Source organism: Mammaliicoccus vitulinus (genome assembly GCF_029024305.1).
In the GTDB taxonomy this organism is placed as follows: Bacteria; Bacillota; Bacilli; order Staphylococcales; family Staphylococcaceae; genus Mammaliicoccus; species Mammaliicoccus vitulinus.
This window is the reverse complement of sequence record NZ_CP118974.1, coordinates 1,808,915-1,827,742: the sequence shown is the minus strand read 5'-3', so window position 1 is coordinate 1,827,742 and position 18,828 is coordinate 1,808,915. Positions and strand designations below refer to the sequence as shown.

18 protein-coding genes and 1 riboswitch are annotated in these 18,828 nt (G+C 31.9%); of the genes, 12 read left to right on the top strand and 6 right to left on the bottom strand.

All coding sequences use genetic code 11. The annotated features are described in order from the left end of the window. Positions 1-15 precede the first annotated feature (15 nt). Both purH and purD read left to right on the top strand, forming a co-directional pair. Entirely contained in the window at positions 16-1,494 is a 1,479-nt protein-coding gene (gene purH / locus PYW35_RS09235) for a bifunctional phosphoribosylaminoimidazolecarboxamide formyltransferase/IMP cyclohydrolase (protein WP_016912092.1), read from the top strand. A 9-nt stretch (positions 1,495-1,503) separates the two neighbouring features. Beyond that, on the top strand, positions 1,504-2,754 hold the full coding sequence (gene purD / locus PYW35_RS09230) for a phosphoribosylamine--glycine ligase (RefSeq protein WP_103323334.1): 1,251 nt from the start codon (positions 1,504-1,506) through the stop codon (positions 2,752-2,754). Between the two features lie 105 nt (positions 2,755-2,859). On the opposite strand, the gene PYW35_RS09225 is transcribed toward purD, so the two are convergent. From PYW35_RS09225 to PYW35_RS09210, 4 genes are all read right to left on the bottom strand, one after another. Continuing rightward, positions 2,860-3,651: an energy-coupling factor transporter transmembrane component T family protein gene (locus PYW35_RS09225; protein ID WP_103323335.1), complete on the bottom strand. Its 792-nt coding sequence runs from the start codon at positions 3,649-3,651 to the stop codon at positions 2,860-2,862. Then, positions 3,641-5,044, bottom strand: a complete 1,404-nt coding sequence (locus PYW35_RS09220; protein ID WP_016912094.1) for an ABC transporter ATP-binding protein — start codon at positions 5,042-5,044, stop codon at positions 3,641-3,643. Before PYW35_RS09220 ends, PYW35_RS09225 begins: the two co-directional genes overlap by 11 nt. An 11-nt stretch (positions 5,045-5,055) precedes the next feature. Then, positions 5,056-5,631: an ECF transporter S component gene (locus PYW35_RS09215; RefSeq protein WP_016912095.1), complete on the bottom strand. Its 576-nt coding sequence runs from the start codon at positions 5,629-5,631 to the stop codon at positions 5,056-5,058. 91 nt (positions 5,632-5,722) lie between these two features. After that, a riboswitch (TPP riboswitch) is annotated at positions 5,723-5,827 on the bottom strand. Positions 5,828-5,998: 171 nt separating this feature from the next. Next, complete coding sequence (locus tag PYW35_RS09210) at positions 5,999-6,124, bottom strand: hypothetical protein (RefSeq protein ID WP_016912096.1); 126 nt, start codon at positions 6,122-6,124, stop codon at positions 5,999-6,001. Positions 6,125-6,271: 147 nt separating this feature from the next. Here PYW35_RS09210 and auxA point away from each other — a divergent pair, with 147 nt between their 5' ends. The 7 genes from auxA to ptsP all read left to right on the top strand — a co-directional run bounded on the left by auxA (position 6,272) and on the right by ptsP (position 14,173). Continuing rightward, positions 6,272-7,570 carry a lipoteichoic acid stability factor AuxA gene (gene auxA, locus PYW35_RS09205; RefSeq protein WP_103323336.1) on the top strand — a complete coding sequence of 433 codons (1,299 nt, stop codon included), beginning with the start codon at positions 6,272-6,274 and terminating at the stop codon, positions 7,568-7,570. A 547-nt stretch (positions 7,571-8,117) separates the two neighbouring features. Continuing rightward, positions 8,118-9,290, top strand: coding sequence for a class I SAM-dependent rRNA methyltransferase (locus PYW35_RS09200; protein ID WP_016912880.1), 1,173 nt, complete (start codon positions 8,118-8,120; stop codon positions 9,288-9,290). A gap of 72 nt (positions 9,291-9,362) precedes the next feature. Then, positions 9,363-9,899, top strand: coding sequence for a hypothetical protein (locus tag PYW35_RS09195; protein ID WP_016912881.1), 537 nt, complete (start codon positions 9,363-9,365; stop codon positions 9,897-9,899). Positions 9,900-10,049: 150 nt separating this feature from the next. After that, positions 10,050-11,141, top strand: coding sequence for a carbohydrate kinase (locus PYW35_RS09190; RefSeq protein ID WP_103323337.1), 1,092 nt, complete (start codon positions 10,050-10,052; stop codon positions 11,139-11,141). Beyond that, positions 11,141-12,058: a pseudouridine-5'-phosphate glycosidase gene (locus tag PYW35_RS09185; RefSeq protein WP_103323338.1), complete on the top strand. Its 918-nt coding sequence runs from the start codon at positions 11,141-11,143 to the stop codon at positions 12,056-12,058. The genes PYW35_RS09190 and PYW35_RS09185 overlap by 1 nt, the downstream gene beginning before the upstream one ends. Positions 12,059-12,194: 136 nt before the next feature. Further along, the gene (locus PYW35_RS09180; RefSeq protein ID WP_016912884.1) at positions 12,195-12,461 is read left to right on the top strand and encodes a phosphocarrier protein HPr; all 267 of its coding nucleotides are present in this window, start codon (positions 12,195-12,197) and stop codon (positions 12,459-12,461) included. After that, positions 12,461-14,173: a phosphoenolpyruvate--protein phosphotransferase gene (ptsP, locus tag PYW35_RS09175; RefSeq protein ID WP_016912885.1), complete on the top strand. Its 1,713-nt coding sequence runs from the start codon at positions 12,461-12,463 to the stop codon at positions 14,171-14,173. Before PYW35_RS09180 ends, ptsP begins: the two co-directional genes overlap by 1 nt. Before the next feature lie 413 nt (positions 14,174-14,586). Here ptsP and PYW35_RS09170 read toward each other — a convergent pair whose 3' ends face one another. Both PYW35_RS09170 and PYW35_RS09165 read right to left on the bottom strand, forming a co-directional pair. After that, positions 14,587-15,357, bottom strand: a complete 771-nt coding sequence (locus tag PYW35_RS09170; protein ID WP_103323339.1) for a metallophosphoesterase — start codon at positions 15,355-15,357, stop codon at positions 14,587-14,589. After that, on the bottom strand, positions 15,354-15,587 hold the full coding sequence (locus tag PYW35_RS09165) for a glutaredoxin family protein (protein WP_103323340.1): 234 nt from the start codon (positions 15,585-15,587) through the stop codon (positions 15,354-15,356). Before PYW35_RS09165 ends, PYW35_RS09170 begins: the two co-directional genes overlap by 4 nt. A gap of 185 nt (positions 15,588-15,772) precedes the next feature. Between PYW35_RS09165 and PYW35_RS09160 the strand changes: the two genes are divergently transcribed. The 3 genes from PYW35_RS09160 to PYW35_RS09150 are packed head-to-tail and all read left to right on the top strand — an operon-like array spanning position 15,773 to position 18,825. Next, positions 15,773-17,119 carry a cytochrome ubiquinol oxidase subunit I gene (locus PYW35_RS09160; RefSeq protein ID WP_016911296.1) on the top strand — a complete coding sequence of 449 codons (1,347 nt, stop codon included), beginning with the start codon at positions 15,773-15,775 and terminating at the stop codon, positions 17,117-17,119. After that, positions 17,119-18,138 (top strand): cytochrome d ubiquinol oxidase subunit II, encoded by a 1,020-nt coding sequence (locus tag PYW35_RS09155; RefSeq protein ID WP_016911297.1) that lies wholly within the window; start codon positions 17,119-17,121, stop codon positions 18,136-18,138. The genes PYW35_RS09160 and PYW35_RS09155 overlap by 1 nt, the downstream gene beginning before the upstream one ends. Before the next feature lie 24 nt (positions 18,139-18,162). Beyond that, on the top strand, positions 18,163-18,825 hold the full coding sequence (locus PYW35_RS09150; RefSeq protein ID WP_016911298.1) for a potassium channel family protein: 663 nt from the start codon (positions 18,163-18,165) through the stop codon (positions 18,823-18,825). Positions 18,826-18,828 lie beyond the last annotated feature (3 nt).

Genomic DNA, 18,828 nt, shown 5'->3' with positions numbered 1-18,828 from the left:
AGGAGTCTTTACAAAATGAAGAATGCAATATTAAGTGTTTCAGACAAAACCAACATAGTAGAATTTGCAAGCAAACTTATAGAAAATGGTTATAAAGTATATTCGACTGGCGGTACTAAAAAAGCATTAGAAGAGGCGAATATTGAAGTGTATTCTGTCTCTGATTTAACAAATTTCCCTGAAATAATGGATGGAAGAGTAAAAACATTACATCCAGGTGTACACGGCGGGATCCTTGCCAATCGTTCTATACCTGAACATTTATCAGCATTGAAAGAACAAGATATCGATTTAATTGATTTAGTTGTCGTAAACTTATATCCATTTAAAGAAACAATCAAAAAAGAAAATGTTACTGAAGATGAAGCAATCGAAAATATAGATATTGGTGGACCAACTATGTTAAGAGCTGCTGCCAAAAACTATAAATTTGTGACGACTATTGTTGACCCAACTGATTACAATGAGGTTATTAATCGCATAGAAAATAATGAGTTAGATGAAGCATATCGTAAATCTTTAATGGTTAAAGTATTTAAACATACAAATGATTATGATAAAACGATTGTTGAATTTTTCGCAAATGAATCAGAACAATTGAGATATGGCGAGAATCCACAACAAAATGCAACGTTTGTCAAAACGTCAAACGAATCAAATACTTTAGCGGGTGCTAAACAATTGCATGGTAAAGCGTTAAGTTTTAATAATATTAAAGATGCGGACGCAACTTTATCTCTTATTAAAAAATTCGAACAACCAGCTGCCGTAGCTGTTAAACATATGAATCCATGTGGTGTAGGTGTGGGCGAAACAATTGAAGAAGCATACGATTACGCTTATGAAGCAGATTCTCAATCTATATTTGGAGGCATCGTTGCTTTAAACAGACCCGTTACTAAAAAATTAGCTGAATCACTACATGCAATATTCTTAGAAGTCGTGATTGCACCAAGCTTTGAAGAAGAAGCTTTAGAAGTATTAACGACTAAGAAAAATATTAGATTGTTAGAAGTTGACATGACAGAAACGAAAGATGAACAAGAATTTGTCTCAGTGTCCGGTGGATACTTAGTACAAGATAAAGATAATGCCACGATATCTAGAGAAGATATGAAAGTTGTAACTGACGTTGAACCTACTGAAGCACAATGGAAAGCATTAGAATTATCATGGAAAGTTGTACGTTCTGTTAAAAGTAATGCCATTGTACTTGCTAATGACCATCAAACTGTTGGTGTAGGAGCTGGTCAAATGAATAGAGTTGGTTCTGCAAAAATAGCAATTGATAGAGCAATTGAAATGAATGAAAATGTTGCTTTAGCATCTGATGGCTTTTTCCCAATGGGAGATTCTGTAGAAACAGCTGCCAAAGCAGGTATCAAGACAATTATCCAACCAGGTGGTTCTATTAAAGACCAAGATTCAATTGATATGGCTAATAAATATGGCATCAGTATGGTATTTACTGGTATGAGACACTTTAAACATTAGGAGGTCACTATGAAAGTACTTGTGATAGGATCAGGTGGAAGAGAACACGTATTAGCTCAAAAATGTAGTCATTCAAAGTTAGTTGATGAAGTATTTGTTATTCCTGGAAACGATGCGATGAGCAAAGTAGCTACAATTGTTTCTGAAATTCAAGAGTCAGATCATGAATTAATTAAAGATTTTGTTGTCGAGCATGAAATTGAATGGGTTATTATTGGCCCAGAACAACCTTTAATTGACGGTTTAACAGATGCATTAGAACAAACGAATGCAAAAGTGTTTGGACCTAATAAAGCAGCAGCACAATTAGAAGGTTCTAAAGAATTCGCAAAGAAAATTATGGAAAAATATAATATTCCTACTGCAGAATATCAAACCATTACTAATAAAGATGAAGCGGCTGAATATGTTGAACAATGCAAAATTCCAATTGTACTTAAAAAAGACGGCTTAGCTGCTGGTAAAGGTGTTATCGTTGCTTTAACGCGTGACGAAGCGAGAGAAGGTATTGAAACATTATACGAAACACAAAATGAAAAAGTCGTTTTCGAAGAATTTCTTGATGGTGAAGAATATTCTGTGATGACTTTTGTTAATAATGAGTTTGCTGTTCCATTCGATTGTATTGCGCAAGATCATAAGAGAGCTTTTGATGGTGATCAAGGACCAAATACAGGTGGAATGGGGGCATATTGTCCAGTTCCTCACATTTCTGAAGAAGTATTACAAGAAACGAACCAAAAAATAGCACAACCTATAGCGGACGCTTTAGTAAGCGAAGGTATAAATTATTTCGGCTTAATTTATATTGGTGCTATCCTAACGGAGAATGGGCCGAAAGTAATAGAATTTAATGCGAGATTTGGTGATCCCGAAGCTCAAGTACTACTTACTCGATTAGACTCTGACTTTGTCGAGCTTTTAGAAAAAGTATATAAAAAAGAACCTATAACATTAGAGTGGAAAGACGAAAGTGTGGTAGGTGTAGTGCTTGCTTCTAAAGGTTACCCTGGTACTTATAAAAAAGGTTATGTAGTTGAAGGATTAGAAGAACTGGATCAATATTTTGTTAGTGCTCTGAAAAAGAATGACAATGGGCAATTTGAGAACAATGGCGGTCGTGTTATGATTGCAATTGGTACTGGAGATCATATCGAATCAGCTCAAAAAAATGCTTATGAACAAGTTAGTAAAATTAAAAGTGATATATTGTTTTATAGAAATGATATAGGGCATAAAGCTTTAAAAGCTCAAAAATAATCAAAAGGTCGATTCAAATTTATGGAAAATAAATTTGAATCGACCTTTTTCATTGCGCTATATTTCAATCTTTTTGGGAAAGGTATGGTCAAATATAACGCAATGTTATCTAATATCTGCAATATTTGTAATCGGTATATAAATACTTAATAAATATGCAATAACGACTAGCAATATCGTTAATAGTACAAAATATAAATCATTTATTGTAAAAGGAACTTTATAATAGTATGTTCTTTTTTGATTAGTGAAACCTTTAGCTTCCATGGCAACAGCTAATCGATGAGACTTTCTAATGCTTTGACTTAAAGTAGGTATGAGTAGATGATTGATCCATTTCAAACCTTTGCGATTACTTTTATCGATAACGGCGTAACGCATCTTTAAAGCTTGTCTTAACTGCATAAAAGAACTAAACATTATTGGAATCATTCGTATTGAAGCCATAAAAGCATATGCTATTTTAGGTTTTAATTTTAAATGTTGCATGAAACTGTAAAATACAAAAATTATTTGAGAGGTAAAAGGGATTACCATGCCATAAAATGAAATGACGAGTGTACGCATAGTAACATGCAAACCTCTTAGCAAACTTTCATTTGTTATATGAATAATGCCGAATTTTAGTAATGTACGTTCTCCTTCACCGTAAAAAATCATAAATAACGATGAGGTGATTCCAAAGAACATTGTAATGGCTATTACGATAAGAAGTGGTAACCATCTAACGCCACTCATTACAATTAAATATATAAACATAATGATTGTTAAATAAATCATGAAGTCAAATTGGTGAATAAATATCGCATAGAAAAATAACATTATACCTAATAACAGTTTCGTTAAAATATTCACATGATCAATAAAAGTAGAGTATTTCTTCCAGTTAGTTAACATGTGATTCACCACCGTTAACGGTTAATTGCGCGTCATTTATGGTAAATGTCCTTGTCGCATATCGATTTATAATTTCCTGTTCATGTGTAATCATTAAAATGGTTTGACCGTTACGAACTCTATCGTGGAATAATTTAATGAGCTCGAATGTATTGTGACTATCTAAACCAAATGTTGGCTCATCTAGAAGTATAATTTCTGAGTTCGTACTTAACGCTGTAGCGACACTTAAACGTTTCTTTTGTCCTATGGATAGTTCAAATGGATGTTGATCTTTAACATGATCTAGTTTTAATAAATTCAACATTTCATTAGTTTTTTCGTAAGCGGTATTTTTATCTTGATGTGAGAAATTAATCATAATTTCATTGAAAACAGATATTTCTATAAATTGTAATTCTGGATTTTGGTACACAAAGTACATATGTTTGGATGCATCTTTCACTTTCTTAATGTGCTCATCTTTATATTTAATTTGTCCCTTATACTTTATAAGCTGCATAAGTGACTCTAAAAAGGTGGTCTTTCCAGCACCATTTTCTCCTGTAAGCGCAATCCACTCGCCTCTATATATAGACAAGTTATCTACATGGAATAAGTTCTTGTGCTTGCGCAGTATATCTAAATGATTAATATTTAATAATGTTTCTTGTGTAGAAGGTATTTCACTTAACTTTGGCGCGTAATGCCAAGAGTTTGGATGCCACACACCATAGTCATTTAGAACATCCGTATGATTACGTAATATATCATCAGGTGTACTATCGTGTGTGATTTCTCCGTGCTCGTTCATCACAATTACTCTGTCTACATAATTCCAAATATAGTCTACTTTATGCTCTACAATCACTACAGTTTGATTTTGCCAATTTTGCATAATTAAATCCCATAGCTGCGTTGTAGATTGATGGTCAAGCATAGCAGTAGGTTCATCTAGAAATAATGTACTCGTATCTTGTAACAATATAGAAGCAATGGCTAATTTTTGTTTCATGCCTCCGCTTAAACGGTTGATTTTCAATGAAGGATCAGCATTTAAATTTACTTTATTCATTGCTTCAATAATTAACTTATCCATCTCAGTAGGTGGAATATTCATGTTTTCCAACACGAAGGCTAATTCTTCTTTAATTTCTGGCATACAAAATTGTGTATCGGGATCTTGGAATATAACGCCAGGAAGGGTATCTATTTTTTTAGAATCGACTTTCATTGGAATATCCATTGATCTCGGAATAATGCCACTTAAAACATTTAATAACGTGCTTTTTCCTGAACCACTAGGTCCTAATAAAAGTACTTTTTCTTTATCGTTAATTTGAATATCTAAATTTTTGAAAATAATGCGTTTATCGTCAGGATACTTAAGTCTTAAATTTTTTAGTGATAACAATTGGCTAACTCCTATAATAAGTCATAATCTTTTTTAGATGCTGGTCTAAACAACTTAGTGACACCAGTTTGGTCAAGTGCTCTTACAATCGCATATCCTAATGCGCCACCTACAATCGCGCCACTCAATATTCTAATTGCGAACATTAAGATTACATTCCATAATGCAACATCACTTAAATAATTATAGAACCAATCAATAGGTAGTGTGATAATACCAGCAGTCATCCCAGCTACAACAGCAACAGATAACTTTCTCGTTTTATAACGAACTGCCAAAAAGACAATTTCGCAAGCTAAACCTTGAAGTAATGCATAGATAAATGTAGGGATATCAAATTGTCCCATTACAATTGTTTCACCAGCACCTGCAGCAAATTCAGCAAGTAATGCGACACCTGGTTTTTGAATTATTAAATACGTTACAATTGCTGCAATAAACCAAAGGCCATATACTGATTGTTCTAAATGTAATCCTAAAGGTTTTAAAATTTCATATGGAATCCATAAAAATTTATAAATGATTGCAAATAACGCACCAATCAATACCGTAACTAGAATATCAGACAAAGTTAATCTTTTTGACATGTTATATATCTCCTTTTTTATAAAAAAATGTGCACTCCTATATCTAAATAGAAGCGCACAAAAATATTGTTATCATTTAAAATGAATATTATATGATTTACGAACACTTTCCTACGCTAGTATCATCTAGATCAGGTACAAAGGGTTCAGACCTTTTCATGTCTGTCTCAGTTTTTAAACACCCCTAGTGCAGTTATTAAATTGTTAACACTACGATAAGTCTTATCATACCTTTTGTCAATAGGTTATAATAAACGTGAAATCTATTTTTTTAAAAGAATGAGTTGATTATAAGCATAATAAAATCCTCCATGAAATGAAGTATTCATTTACGATGGAGGATTATTATACAGATGAGGGAAATAGATTATTCGAAAGTATCTTGAATATTATCTTTTGTTTCGTCTTGTCCTTTTTTATCATCTTTTTTATGATCTTGTTCCTTTTTCTTAGCTTTTTCTGCTTCGTCTTTATGTTTATCGTTTTGAGTCATGATAACACTCCTTTAAAATGTATGATATTATTATATACCCAACTACGTATGAGTTTTAAACTTCTTGCTAGTACTTGGGACCGATTTTCAATATAATTAAAGACAATTGAAAACGAAACAATTATAATGTTCAATGAGGTGAAGAACATGTCTATAAAGAAAAAAAGCTGGGAAGTTCATTTTAGTCGTATTATAGGTATATTCATTTTAATTACAGGATTACTTATATTATTTAATGCGCCACGTATTAAAGATTATAATATCAAAGATTCAAATGATATCCATATAAGAAATATTTGGGACTTTTTTGTAGCTTTTTTTGATGAACTGGTTAGAATAATGCACCATTATATTGGTGGTTTTCCAGTGATAGCAGCAATCATAATTTTATTGATTGGTATTTTTGTTTTACTTATTGGACGTACTTTAAGAAGAACGACGAATTATGATTACGATATTTCTATATTTTATATAGGACTAACGATCTTATTAATGATTGTCATTATGATGACGATGTTTCAAGTTTACAGTTTTGCATCATTCTTATTTATCATTCCATTTAGTATTCACGTGGGATATGTTGTTTATAAAAATGAACTGAACCCGATGAATCGTAAAAAACATTATTTATGGATTATCATTTCATATGGTATGTGTTATTTCATTTCACAATTTGCAATGAACCATAATATTGATGCTGCAAATGTAAAACCTATAGATGTAATGAGTATTAATTTATTCTTTATATTATTATGGTGTTTTAGCCAAATGTCCGTTTGGATTAGTTTATATTTAAGAAGATCATTACCAGTAAGTGATGAAGATGCAGAAATGATTATTGATGAAAAATACTCAAGAGTAAAAAATAATCGACTAACGCGTAAAATATTTAGTATGTCTCAAGGTTTTTATCAGAAACTACAAACTTTCAAACAAACAACTTTAGAGAAATTCAATTCTGAAGAGGCTATTGCTAAACGAAAAAAACGTAATGAAAAATGGAAAGAAATGATTAGAATAGAAGACGATGACATTCCTAAATGGATGAGAAGACCTAAATGGTTAAAGAAAAGCTATATAGAATGGATTAGTACAGCTATTTTATTCTTATTTACATTTATTGAATTTAATAATCGTAACGGTTTGTTCTTGTCAGGTGAATGGAAATTATCACAAATACAATATGTGTTCGAATGGTTAACATTGTTTATTTTAATGTTACTCATCATTTTATATGCATACTTTAATTACACGACAAACTACAAGAATAAAAATAATTTTGGAAAACTTTTTGTTATATCGGCACTGTTCTTTGAAATTGCAACAACGTTCTTTGTTTCAGCGTTACAAACGTCGCAATTATCAGTATTTATAACACCAATATCCTTCTTATTATTACTGTTTGTCACACCAGCATTTATTATTCATTTGAAAAAATCTTTCTAACACATTTAAAATCATGTGTGACAAAACATACTAAGATTAATATAGAAGAGCGTAAATTCTTAAAAAATAAGAATTTACGCTCTTTTTACTTTATTTTTCGATTCTTCGTGCGCTTTATCTAGTTATCACTTGAATTATTCCTCACGATTTTGCAAAGTGCTGACGCCCGAGGGAATAGTATGAGAGAGAGACTACAGGCTCGAACCATACCCCTAGGCAAGCATGCACTTTACAAAATCGTAAGATTTTAAAATATAAAAAGATCTCTTCACTACTAATCTTAGTACCTTTTATTTATATTCTAATATGTAATAAGTAAACTTTTTTAATGAATTTCTTTGAAAAATGTATTGCACGGAACAATCTTATCCTTTATACTATTTTTAGTAAGCGTTTACATAAAAGGGGATCAAAACTTTCTGGGGGAAATTTTGATTAATAAATTCGGTTAACAGAGTATTCTAAAGGGGGATACTCTGTTTTTTTGGTGTTTTGCGTAATATACGTTATAATATGTGAGACATTTCGAAAGGATGGCCAAAAAATAATGAAACAGTTAATGCTTAAAAGAGGTAAAGAAGATAAATATTTAAGAGGTTACCCTCTAGTTGAAAAAGATGACATATTTGATATGCCTAACACAGATGAAGGTGAATTAGTAGCGCTTGTAGATTCTGGTAAAAGATTTATTGCTACTGCTTATTATGGTGAACAAAATAAAGGTATCGGTTGGGTATTATCACTAGAATCAACTGAAAAGATAGACCACCAATTTTTTGTAGATTTATTTACTACAGCTAAAAATGAAAGAGAATATTATGATCGTGTTAATGGCATCAATGCATACAGAATTTTTAATGCTGAAGGTGATGGTATTGGCGGATTAACAATTGATAATTATGACGGACATTTATTAATTCAATGGTATTCTGTTGGAATCTATCGTTTGAAAGACAGATTATTACCTGCAATTAAAGAAGTATTTGAATATAAATCTATTTTTGAAAAAAGAAGATTTAAAGGTATGGAAACTGCTTCTGACTTTGTTGACGGAAAAGCACCTGGTTTCCCATATGTAATAGAAGAAAATCATTTATTCTACAATATTGATTTAGATGATGGACCGATGACTGGAATTTTCTTAGATCAAAAAGATGTAAGAAAAAAATTAAGAGATCATTATAGCCAAGATAAAGATGTACTTAACTTATTCAGTTATACGGGCGCTTTTTCTGTTGCAGCAAGTGCAAATGCTAACTCTACAACGAGTGTGGATTTAGCAAATAGAGCTAGATCGCTAACTGAAGCTAATTTTGGATTAAACACTGTGGATTTAAATAATAATCATATTTTCATCATGGATGTGTTTGATTATTTCAAATACGCTTTACGTCACGGTTTAAGTTATGACGTAGTAGTCGTTGATCCTCCAAGCTTTGCTCGTAACAAGAAAAAAACGTTTAGCGTACAGAAGGACTATCCGGAATTAATAGAAGGATCATTGGAACTTTTAAATGAACAAGGTACTTTAATATTAAGTACGAATTCTAGTGCATTCCCTCAAAAAGCATTTAAGAAAATGATTAATCAAACTTTAGATGCTTTAGATGTAGACTATACTATTCTGGATGTTATGGGATTACCTAAAGACTTTAAGAGCCATCCACATTACAAACCTAGCAAGTATTTAAAAGTAGTGTTTGTACAAATAAATGGTTAAAAATTCCTCATACGGGTATATATTAGTATTCTAATTATTGAATATTAATGAACTGTGAGGAGAATGGAAATAATGGGTATATTTAATAAAATTACTAATAAAGCCGGAAATAAAGCATTAGGCATAGAAGAAATTAAAAAGCGTTCTGAATTACCAGTAACGCAAGATGAGTTATTAAATCGTAGAAAAAGAGCTAAAGACTTAATTCATAAAAAATCATTAATGTCATCTGCAGCAAATGTTGTTCCAATACCTGGATTAGGTGTTGGTATGGACATCAAGCTAATGAGCGATATCATTGAAGATATTAACAAAATTTATGGATTAAGCCATAAGCAAGTGAATAAAATGCAAGATGACTTAAAACAAAAAGTGCTAACATCTGCCGCTATGAAAGGTAGCCAATTTATTGGACAAAAAGTTACAAATGCTATGGTAAAAGTATTCTTTAAATCTGTAGTTAAACGTGAAGCGGCTAAACAATCTAGATGGATACCACTTGTAGGTCAAGCTGTTGCTGGATCTATTAGTTATTATTTAATGAAAAAAATGGGTGAGGATCACATTAAGAAATGTGAAACAGTCATTCAAGACTTTATAAGTGAATAAATTTTAAAAAGTTAGTATCAGGAATTAATCTTGATACTAACTTTTTTTATTTGAATTATTTTAATATTTGCATTATTTATGAAAGCGCTTTATAGTATGATGTGTAAACTAAAGTTTAAAATGTAAACATTTGTTTGTGAGGTGAGTGGTTTGAATAAAAATGAAAAGATTATACTTAATTTAATTAAAGAGAATCCATTTATATCACAACAAGAATTATCAGAAGAAGTTGGATTATCAAGACCAGCTGTAGCAAATATCATATCGGGGTTGGTTAAGAAAGAATATGTGCAAGGGAAAGCATATGTTTTGAATGAACAAAATCCTATTGTGTGTATAGGTGGTGCAAATATTGATAGAAAATTTCACATTACCGATAAATTAATAGAAGGCACCTCTAATCCTGTTACTTCAGAATTATCTATTGGTGGTGTTGCTAGGAATGTTGCAGAGAACTTAGGAAGAATAGGAGAGGATGTCCTGTTATTAACAACGTCTGGAAATGATGCAGAATGGCAACATATTGCAGATTTATCATCACCATTTATGAATGTAGATTATGTTGAAAAAATATCTAGTGAGGCTACGGGAAGTTATACAGCATTGTTAGACCAAAATGGAAACATGACGATGGGACTCGCAGATATGTTAGTATATGACAAAATCACGCCAGAGTTTATGATCAAAAATACTTATTTATTAAATAAAGCAAAGTGTATTATTGCAGATTTGAACTGCCCAAAAGAAACGATTGAGTTCTTGTGTGCTTATGCTGAGAAAAAACAAATTAAATTGGTATTAATTGCAGTTTCAGGACCAAAAATGAATCGTCTGCCAAATAATTTACATGCTGTAGATTGGCTGATTTTAAATAAAGATGAAGTTGAATCCTTTGTAGGCAAAGAGGCAGAGTCAGAAGAATATTTACTAAAATTTATCAATGACATTAAATCATTAGGCGTTACCAATATCATTGTTACATCAGGTAAAGAAAAAATATTTTATGATGGCATAGAAGGAAAACGGCAGTTTAAAGTTAAAGCAATTGAGCATGTTGTCGATGTGACAGGTGCCGGAGATGCATTTACGTCAGGTTTAATTTATGGATGGTTAAATTCATATGATATACGACAAATTATTGATTTAGCTAAAGCTAATGCTTCTAAGACAATACAAATATCTTATACCGTTAGACAAGATTTAGACAGAAAACAACTTATAAAAGACATGGAGGCGTTATAATGAAAAGCTATATTCAATTCTCAGAAGAAGTGGAAAATGCTAAACAGGAAGGCAAAGCAATTGTTGCTTTAGAATCTACAATTATTTCACATGGTATGCCATATCCACAAAATGTACAAATGGCAAAAAACGTAGAACAAATTGTAAGAGATAACGGCGGTGTGCCTGCAACTATCGCTATTATTAATGGAGAAATCAAAATTGGATTAAATGATCAAGAATTAGAGTTATTAGCAAGTGCTGAAAATGTTGCTAAAGTTTCAAGAAGAGATATAGCAGAAATTATAGCAACTCAAAGAATTGGTGCAACTACAGTAGCTTCCACAATGATTTGTGCACAATTAGCAGATATTAAGTTCTTCGTTACAGGCGGTATCGGCGGTGTTCATAAAGGTGCAGAGGATACAATGGATATTTCAGCCGATTTAGAAGAACTTTCTAAAACAAATGTAGCTGTCATTTGTGCTGGTGCAAAATCAATCCTTGATTTAGAAAAAACATTAGAATATTTAGAAACTAAAGGTGTACCAGTTGTAGGCTATCAAACAGATGAACTTCCTGCATTTTTTACAAGAAAAAGTGGGCTTAAATTAAATACTAGAATGGATGACGTTGAAACGATAGCACAATTAGCAGAGGTGCACTGGGATTTAGGTTTAGATTCTGGTATTGTGATTGCCAATCCGGTTCCTGAAGAAGATCAATTAGAGCCTACATTTATAAATAATATTATTGATAAAGCATTAGCAAAAGCTGAAGAAGAAGGTATACATGGCAAAGATTCAACGCCATATCTGTTAGGTGAAATTGTTAAGCAGTCTGAGGGTAGATCATTAGATACGAATATTAAACTCATTGAACACAACGCAATGGTTGGGACACAAATAGCAGTTGAATATATGAAGCTTCCTAATTAAGGCAGAATTGACTCAAATAATTGCATACTTATGTAATTTGATTGAATTGTAAGTGTTTTTTTGATATTCTTTAATCGTATAGATAAAATTTGATTTTATACAAATTAAATATAGGAATCAGAAGGAGATAATAAATATGGAACAAAATTCTTACGTAATAATTGACGAAACGGGTATTCATGCACGACCAGCAACTATGTTAGTTCAAACTGCATCTAAATTTGATTCAGATGTACAATTAGAATATAATGCTAAAAAAGTAAACTTAAAATCTATTATGGGTGTAATGAGCCTTGGTGTTGGTAAAGATGCTGAAATTACTATCTACGCTGAGGGTAGTGATGAGAAAGAAGCAATTGAAGCAATCACTGAAGTATTATCTAAAGAAGGATTAACTAAATAATGTCTGAATTATTAAAAGGTATAGCTGCATCTGATGGTGTGGCTATTAGTAAAGCATACTTATTAGTCGAGCCTGACTTATCTTTTTCTAGCGATAATATCAGCGATGTAGATGGCGAAGTTGAAAAGTTCAAAGCAGCTGTTAATCAATCTAAAGTTGAATTAACTCAAATTCGTAATAATGCTGAGAAACAACTTGGAGCTGATAAAGCTGCGATTTTTGATGCGCACTTATTAGTGTTAGAAGATCCAGAGTTATTAAATCCGATTGAAGATAATATTCGCAATAATAAAGTCAATGCGCCAACTGCATTAAATGAAGTATCAACAAATTTCATTACGATTTTTGAAAATATGGATAATGAATACATGAAAGAACGCGCGGCAGATATTCGTGACGTTTCTAAACGTATTTTGGCACATATATTAGGAGTGGAATTACCGAATCCTAGTATGATCAATGAAAGCGTTATTATTGTTGGAGAAGATTTAACACCATCTGATACAGCTCAACTTAACAAAGAATTTGTTAAAGGTTTTGCTACAAATATTGGTGGAAGAACTTCACACTCAGCGATTATGAGCCGTTCATTAGAAATTCCAGCTGTAGTAGGTACAAAAGACATTACTGACCGCGTTAAACACGGTGATGGTCTTATCATCGATGGATTATCTGGTGATGTAATTATTAACCCTACAGATGATGAAGTTCTAGCATATGAACAAAAACAAAAAAACTTCTTAGCTGAAAAAGAAGAATTAGCAAAACTTGTTAATGATGAATCTGTTTCTAAAGACGGTGTTCATGTTGAGCTTGCAGCTAATATTGGTACACCTAATGATTTAAAAGGTGTTAAAAATAATGGCGCAGAAGGTATTGGTTTATACCGTACTGAGTTCTTATACATGGGTAGAGACAATATGCCTTCAGAAGAAGAACAATTTGAAGCATATAGTAAAGTGTTGAAAGAAATGGATGGTAAGCGAGTAGTTGTTCGTACTTTAGACATTGGTGGAGATAAAGAATTATCTTATCTAAACTTACCTAAAGAGATGAATCCATTCTTAGGATATAGAGCAATTCGCTTATGCCTAGATCAAACAGATATCTTTAGAACACAATTAAGAGCTTTATTACGTGCATCTGAGTACGGTAAATTAAATATCATGTTCCCAATGATAGCTACAATTAACGAATTCAGAGACGCTAAAGCAATCTTACTTGAAGAAAAAGAAAAATTAGTTTCTGAAGGTGTTAAAGTAGACGATGATATCGAAATCGGTATTATGGTTGAAATTCCAGCAACTGCTGCACTTGCAGATATCTTTGCTAAAGAAGTTGATTTCTTTAGTATCGGTACAAACGATTTAATCCAGTATACGATGGCTGCTGACCGTATGTCTGAACGCGTTGCATACTTATACCAACCATATAACCCAGCAATTCTTCGCTTAATTAAGCAAGTAATTGAAGCATCTCATAAAGAGGGTAAATGGACAGGTATGTGTGGAGAAATGGCTGGAGACAATACGGCAATTCCATTATTACTTGGATTAGGCTTAGATGAATTCTCTATGAGTGCGACTAGTATTCTTAAAGCAAGAAAACAAATCAAACAATTAGATCAAAAAGAAATGCAAGAATTAGCAGGTAGAGCAATTAATTGTGCAACTGAAGAAGAAGTTGTAGAACTTGTTAATCAATTATCGTAAATTAATAAATGAAAATAGTCCGGGATATTAATATCTTAGATTAATGTAAAAGAGCGCAAATTCTTGTTTCGAAGAATTTACGCTCTTTTTACTTTATTTTATGAGTCTTCGTGCGATTTACCAGTGAATTTATCAAGTCGAGGTCCACATGATAAATAGAGCTGTTGAATTTATCAAGTCAGCGTCCACATGATAAATAGGGCCGTTGAATTTATCAAGTCGAGGTCCACATGATAAATAGCAATAAATTTTTATAATATTCCTCACGAGACTACAGGCTCGAACCATACCCCTAGGCAAGCATGCACTTTCAAAACCTTGAAATTCCTCAATATAAAAAGATTTCTTCACTAGGCTATAACCTAATGAAGAAATCTTTTATTTTAACTATATTCACTTAATGTTAATGATATCTACTGAGTATGATTAGGTTTCAAGTTAAAGACAGCTATTTCTGGTGAACAAAATATTCTAATAGGTAATCTTGTCATGCCTATCCCTTTATTTACAAAGAGATATTGCTCATTTCTAATATGATATAAACCTTGTATATAATTTTTGCCAAAAGTAGGTGTATATATAGCACCTATTATGGGTATACGGACTTGACCGCCATGTGTATGACCAGATAATACTAAATTGATATAAGGATCTAACAATTTAACTTTGTCTGGTTCATGCATTAGTCCTATTCTATAATCGATGAGCTCATCTGGTGTTTGGAATGAACTATTGAAATTGGGTTGGCCGAAACATATATCATCTATGCCATGAATTAAAATATTACCGTCTAGTGTCTTAACTTTAAAATAATCATTTAAAAGTGATTGGAAACCAGACTTATTCATGATGTCCAGTATGATATCAATGCCATTTGATCCATAATCATGATTACCTGGAACAAAAAACTTTCCATATTTTGATTGAATAGTTCTAAATAAAGGTATAACTAGACAAGGATCAAATGAAACATCGTTAATATTGTCAAAACAGTCACCTGTAAAACAAACGATATCAGCTTCTTGTTGATTAATGAGAAGTACGAGTTGATGTAAATCTTTTAAATCAGAATAATAACCTAAATGTAAATCTGAAATATGAACAACTTTCAAATTGTTTTTAAGATTACTTTGTAGATCGTGCTTTACAATTTTTATTTTAGAACTAGGGAATTGAATGCTCATGAGTTTATACCTAATTCTTTATTGAAAGAATCTATATCAACTTGGTAAAAAACTTTATCATTAATCAGAACAGTAGGTGTTGAAAAGCTATCTAAATCTATTAATTCACTTTTATACTGTTTGTTTTTTATGTTTTTTTCAATGTAATCAATTTCTTTTTCCTTGAAATATTGTTTTACAAATTGGCAAGGAGGGCATTGGTCTTGAGTATAAATAGTAACTTTATTCATTTCTTTCACCTCGACTTTATATAGTCATATTATAATGATTTCTTACAGTGTTCAACGATTATGTTTAAATACTGACATGAATTTGTCATTACTTTGTAAATGTTAAACATTTTACTAATGTTTAAAATGTTGTATAATAAGAATAAATTGTGATATAAATCACAAACGTTGAATGGAGGAATATTATGGATGCAGTAGTTATAAGTCGTTTACTGACTGCGATGACCTTGGGATTCCATATCATATTTGCAACAATTGGTGTGGGAATTCCTTTAATGTTTGCGATTGCTGAATTCATAGGAATTAAAAAAAATAATCCTATGTACATTGCAATGGCAAAACGTTGGTCTAAAGGTTACACGATTACTGTAGCGGTCGGAGTAGTTACAGGAACGATTATAGGGTTACAATTATCATTATTGTGGCCATCATTTATGCAATTGGGTGGGCAAGTCATTGCACTACCATTATTCATGGAAACATTTGCCTTTTTCTTTGAGGCTATTTTCTTAAGTATTTATTTGTATACTTGGGATAGATTTAAAGGGAAGTGGACACACTTTTTAATTAATTTACCAGTTATTATTGGTGGTACTTTCTCAGCATTTTTCATTACATCCGTGAATTCTTTCATGAATACGCCTAGTGGTTTTGACTTTATTAATGGGAAATTAATGAATATCGATCCAATAGCAGCGATGTTTAATGCATCATTTGGTGTGAGAGCATTTCATGTCATTTCAACTGCTTTCATGACAGCAGCATTTATTTTAGCAAGTATCGCAGCTTATCGTTTAATTAAAAATAAATTTATTGATGATAAAGAATATCATAAAAAAGCGCTAAAACTTACAATGACAGTAGGGCTTATAGCGAGCTTACTTGCGATGCTTGCAGGTGACTTATCTGCAAAATTCTTACATCAAGAACAACCGGAAAAATTAGCAGCCATGGAATGGCATTTTGAAAGTGAATCTAAAGCTGACCTTGTATTATTTGGTTTAGTAGATGAAGATAAACAAGAAGTTAAAGGTGCTATTAAAATTCCAGGAGCTTTGAGTTTCTTATCAGATAGTAATTTTAATACAGAAGTTAAAGGTTTAAATGAATTTAAAAAAGATGAGACACCACCGCTTATCATTCATTACTTCTTCGACTTAATGGTATTCTTTGGTGTTTACTGTTTTGTCGTTTCAGCATTATTCATTGCCTTAAAATGGTTCAAAAAATGGTCTCAATTTAGTAAACCAATACTATATTTAGCTGTTTTAACTGGTCCATTAGCAATGTTTGCTATAGAGTTTGGATGGTTCTTAGCTGAAATGGGTAGACAACCATGGATTTTAAGAGGTTATTTAAAAGTTGCACAAGCAGCAACTCATGCTGACGGTTTAAGTCTTGTGTTTATAGCATTTGCAATTCTTTATTTAATACTAGGCATTTCATCAAGTTATGTCCTTATTAGAATGTTCAGTCACAGTAAAGCAACTGATGATGTGAATAAAATAATAGACAGAAAGGGTGAAGTATAATGGATTATCAATATATAGGTATTACAGTACTTTGGCTCTTTTTGTATAGTTATATCATCATCGGTGCGATAGATTTTGGTGCTGGATTCTTTGCTTTTCATGCAAAATTAACGAAACAAGATCATATCATTAACAATTTAATTTCAAGATATTTAAACCCGGTATGGGAAGTGACCAATGTATTCTTTGTATTCTTCTTTGTAGGTATAGTTGGATTCTTTCCTGATTCAGCATATTACTTTGGATCAACGCTATTAATACCAGGAAGTGTTGCATTGATACTTCTATCCATTCGTGGTAGTTTTTACGCATTTGAAAACTACGGTCAAGATAGCAAGTTATCATGGTTATTCTTATATGGTGCAACAGGACTACTTATACCTGCATCATTTTCAACAATATTAACGATTGCTGAAGGTGGGTATATTACAGAAACAAGTAAGGGCGTCCATTTAGAGTGGCTTGATTTATTATTAAGTCCTTATGCTTGGTCAGTTGTATTTTTAGCAATTATCTCTGTATTGTATATTTCTTCAGGTTTCTTGACATATTATGCGAATAAAGCAAAAGACACTGAAGCGTATCATTTATTGAGACAATGGTTCCTTATATGGGCTGTTCCAATGATTATCATTTGTCAATTTGTGTTCTTATCATTAAGACAACATAACGAAGACCACTTTAATAATGCAGTTGGAAGCTTTTGGTGGTTATTTGGCTTAAGTGTCGTATTTTTCATTATTGCAGTTGCACTCATTTACTTTAAGAAAGCACATGGGTTAGCATTTATTATGATATTACTACAATTCGGTACTGCATTTTTCGGTTACGGTTTGAGTAAATTACCATATCTTTTAGATCCATTTATCAACATTGATAAAGCGGTCGTAAATGATCAAATGGCCTTATCGCTTGTAATCGTATTTATTTTAGGTTTACTTTTACTCGTACCATCGCTAATATTATTATTAAGATTATTTATCTTTGATGCAGATTACGTTAAAGGCAAAAAGAAATAACAATCTATAGTATGGAGGCGTATCATGGGTAAGGAATATGTAGTAATAGGTTTAGGTCGTTTTGGTGGAAGTATTGTTAGAGAGTTAAACGCTTTAGATATGGATGTCATGGCTATTGATGCTGATGAAGCAAGAGTGAATGAATATAGTGATATCGCCACACATGCAGTTATTGCGGATACAACAGATGAAGCGGTAATGAAGAGTCTAGGTATACGAAACTTTGATCATGTGATTGTAGCGATTGGAGAGAACATACAGGCAAGTACACTGACTACATTAATACTTAAGGAACTAGGTGTTAAAAAAGTTACTGCTAAAGCTCAAAATGATTATCACGCTAAAATATTAAACAAAATTGGTGCAGATACAGTTGTACACCCAGAAAGAGATATGGGTCGTAGAATTGCCCATAACGTCGCTAGTGCTTCAGTTTTAGACTATTTAGAACTGTCAGATGAATATTCTATCGTTGAAATAAAAGCAGGGGAGAAACTTGCTGGAAGTTCGATATTAGAACTAGACGTTCGTGCGAATTATGGCATTAATATTATTGCAGTAAAAAGAGGTAAAGATATTATCGTTGCCCCTGATCCAAATGAAAAAATAGAATATCATGATATATTGATTGTAATAGGTCATGATAATGATTTAAATAGATTTGAGAAAAAACTCGTAAATGAATAATAT